Source organism: Halomonas sp. 707B3, from assembly GCF_024158645.1.
Lineage (GTDB): Bacteria > Pseudomonadota > Gammaproteobacteria > Pseudomonadales > Halomonadaceae > Vreelandella > Vreelandella lionensis.
In genome coordinates this window covers 1-3,499 of sequence record NZ_JAMZBE010000231.1, presented here as the reverse complement: position 1 = coordinate 3,499, position 3,499 = coordinate 1, and the positions used below count along the sequence as shown (strand labels likewise).

Below are 3,499 nucleotides of genomic sequence, written 5' to 3'. Positions count from 1 at the left end.
TCACCATGGTGCGCGCCAGCGCATCGCCCTGGCCCTGCACCACCGCCCAGAGCTGCGCTGCCGAAAGCTGCGCGCTGCCCACTGCCAGAGAAAACAGCATGGCGGCCACGGCAATCAGCGCCAGCAGGCCTAGGGGTTGCCACAGGCGCGCCACCATTAAGAGGCCCCGCGCTTTTGGCGGGCTTGTTCAAGCTTGTCACACAGAATCTGTGCGCCTTCCATTAGGCGCGGCGTGGGCCGCTGAATTAAAGAAGGCGGCACAAAATAGAGGTTATCGCCCGTTACGGCGGCAAGATTGGGGTACTGTTCCCAGTGGGTGAGCCAGTCGCGGTTCTCCTCCCCCATGCCTCCGGCAATAATGGCCTCGGGGTTGGCTGCCAGCACGGCTTCATCGTCTAAACGCGGTACTAAACGGTGCTGATCGCCAAAGACGTTCTCGCCGCCGCAAAGCTCTACTACCTGACCAATCAGATGTTCGTTATTAACGCTCATCAGCGGCTCGTCCCACACCTGATAAAAGGTTGGGACCGGATCGCGTTCGCTATAGCGAGAGGTAAGCGCGACCATGCCGTCTCTAAACTCGCTAGCCGCCTGCCGCCCAGTTGGTTCAGTTCCCGCTAAACGGGCCAGTCTCTCAATGGTGTGGGCGACGTCTTCCACGCTACGCGGCTCGATGTAGAACACCGGCATACCTAGCGCTTCGAGGGTTTCCATCTGCTCGGCGGGGTTACCGGTGACCCAGCCGATGACTAAATCAGGCGCAAGCCCGACCAGGGCTTCCAAATCGATTCGGGTATGGCTGCCTACCGAGGCCACGTCCTGGGCTTCCGGCGGGTAGTCACTGTAACTCACTACGGCCACCACCTGATCTCCTGCGCCTGCGGCGTAGGTGAGTTCCGTCGCACCGGGTGAAAGCGTGGCAATGCGGTTGGCCGAAGCGTGCAAGCACACTTCCCGCCCACGGTCGTCTACCGCGCAGCGGCTGGGGTTATCCCCGTGCAGCGGGTTAGCAAACCCGCTACCCAGCCATAACAAAGCGGCGCCAAGGGCGCCGCCGAACTGCATTAGCTTATTGGCCAAAGTGAACACTCAAGAACCCTGCCCGGCCTGCGTTGATGTAGTCAGCGCCGTCAAACGAGCGCGTGGTGACGTAGTCTTGGTCTAGCACGTTCTCTAACGTTACCCGAGCGCTCCACAGCGGCGCAAACTGCCAACCTGCACGCAGATTCACTAAACCATACCCGCTCAGGCGATCTTCGTTGGCCGCGTCGCGGTAGCGATGATTTTGCGCGACCCAAGAGCCACCCACGGACCACTCCCCCAGCTCGCGGTCTACGTCTAGGCGCAGACTTTGTGACGCGCGGTTTTGCAGGCGCTTGCCGGTCAGGCGGTTTTCAGGGTCGGTGTAGGTCAGCGCGGCGGCCAGCGTCCACTCATTCACTTCTACGCCAGTGCTAAGCTCAGCGCCGCGAATACGAGATTGCGGCACGTTAAACTGTAGCCCTTGGCCCGCAATCAGGTTGTCGATATCGGTTTGGTAAAGCGCCGCATCCCAGAACCAGCGGGCATACTGGCCGCGCACACCGACTTCAACCGACTCGGAGGTTTCAGATTCTAAGTCCGGGTTGCCAAAACCGGGGTAATAAAGCTGGTTATAGGTAGGGGCATTAAACGCCGTGCCGTAGTTGGCGCGCAGCGTGTGGTGGCCATCTAGCTCATAACCCACGCCGACGCTGCCGGTGACTTCTTCACCATAAGATTCGTTATCATCAAAGCGCAGGCTGCCTTGTAGCATAAAGGGCGAGAAATTCAGCAGCGCCTGCGTGAAGACGGCGGCATTGCTACGGCTGGTTTCATCGTATGAGGTGGTGCTGTCTACACGGTCTTCACTGTACTCGGCGCCAGCCACTAGCTCGTGGGCACCAGCAGTCACGGTATTTTCCCAGCGGGCGGTGCGAATTTTGGTGTTAAAAACGGAGTCGCCAAACTCGGCGAAGTTATCGCTTTCATCCCGGGCTTCGCTGAGCGTTAACCGGCTGCGCCAGTTGTCGGCCAGCGGCAGCTCGCCGTACACGCCTGCGACCTGCTGGACAAAATCGTTTTCCCCACCGTCGTACTCGTTGTGCCCGCGGGCACGCAGGGCCAATACGCCCGCTTCTGCCCCGTTATCAAACGTGTGAGAGACCCGTGCCAGCGCAGAGGTGTTGTCGTAGCCTTTGTCGTCGCCATCACGACGCACTGGCTGGCCGTCGGTATTGAAGTGGCTACCAGAGAAGCTGTAGCGGGTGCCGCTCTCTTTCCCACTAATACCCGCGCTTAGGCGCTGGGTATTGAACGAGCCGCCGCCTGCGGAGATACGCGGCTGGGGGCTGTCTTCTTGGCCTTCTGGCGTAAACAGTTGAATGACACCGCCAATGGCGTCGGCACCATAGAGGCTGCCACGGGGGCCGCGCACGATTTCAGCGCGCTCAAACATGCGCGGCTCAAGCGATTGCCAGGCGGCACCGCCGCTGGTGGCTGAATTCAGGCGAATACCATCGATCAGCAGTACGTTTTGGGCACTGCCCGTGCCACGAATAAAGACGCTGCTGTTCTTACCAAAGCTGCCGTTACTGGAAACGTCCACGCCCGGCTGGCCGCGCAGCAGGTCGGTAATACTCACGGGGTCTTGGCGGCGCAGGGTGGCTTCATCAATCACCGTGACCGATGAGAGGCTTTCATTGGCGGTGCGCGGTGCCAGTGCAGCCGTAACGACCACTGGATTAAGCGAGCTGACAGTGCCTGCCGTTTGCGTCGAGGTTTGCGCCTGCGCCTGGACGGCCATTGGCAAAGCGGCCATGGCGAACGCCGCCAGAGTGACGGGGGTGTAAAAACGATTAAACATGGTGGGTCCCTTGCTCGCTGTGCTCACCCGCACAGCGTGTTTTTAGTGACCGGGCAGGGGCACACAAGGGAAAGCAGCGGCTGAACGCCTCTGGTATTCGCCCTGCACATGCCCTCCGCATGCCGGTAATTCGTGGCTTCTCTAAGCCATCACTCTTAGGCCGGTCTCCGGGCTGACGAGCGAAAGGGGCGGCTTAACGTAAGCGCCATACCTTTCCGAACGACCACCTTCCCATGCGTAAGCACAGTGGCGTCTCTAGCCGTTCTTATCTCGATCACCGTTGCGGGGGCAGCGTTGGATTCACAAAAAGCGTTCACCAACTTCCCGTTTAACTGATGGCGTTAGTGCCACCAGCACCTGAGAGTGCGCGTAAACTAGCAACTTGTTAGAGGTTGGTCAATTTACCGTTTAGCCTTTCAGCGCCTGTAATAGGCCGTGGCGCACGTACCATACCTGCTCAGCGTGGGCGGCGGCATCCTGGGTGAACCAGCCGCTTAAATCGCGCAGGCGGCGCTGGTCTCGGGCGATGGGCACCAGGCCACGACCCAGTTCGTTGGCAATAATCACCAGCGCGACGTTATCCTCTGCGGCGGTTTGGTTTAGGCGCTGTAAATC

Annotated in this window: 3 protein-coding genes and 1 riboswitch; all 3 genes read right to left on the bottom strand. The window is 59.9% G+C overall.

Going from position 1 to position 3,499, the window contains the following annotated elements; genetic code table 11:
* Positions 1 to 156: 156 nt before the first annotated feature.
* Entirely contained in the window at positions 157 to 1,089 is a 933-nt protein-coding gene (locus tag BIS10_RS17925; protein ID WP_392567201.1) for a cobalamin-binding protein, read from the bottom strand.
* Complete coding sequence (locus BIS10_RS17920; protein ID WP_253507395.1) at positions 1,070 to 2,884, bottom strand: TonB-dependent receptor domain-containing protein; 1,815 nt, start codon at positions 2,882 to 2,884, stop codon at positions 1,070 to 1,072. The genes BIS10_RS17925 and BIS10_RS17920 overlap by 20 nt, the downstream gene beginning before the upstream one ends.
* 140 nt (positions 2,885 to 3,024) lie before the next feature.
* Positions 3,025 to 3,260, bottom strand: a riboswitch (cobalamin riboswitch).
* Positions 3,261 to 3,292: 32 nt separating this feature from the next.
* Positions 3,293 to 3,499 (bottom strand): bifunctional adenosylcobinamide kinase/adenosylcobinamide-phosphate guanylyltransferase (locus BIS10_RS17915; protein WP_253507392.1); only part of this gene is annotated, 207 nt, incomplete at its 5' end.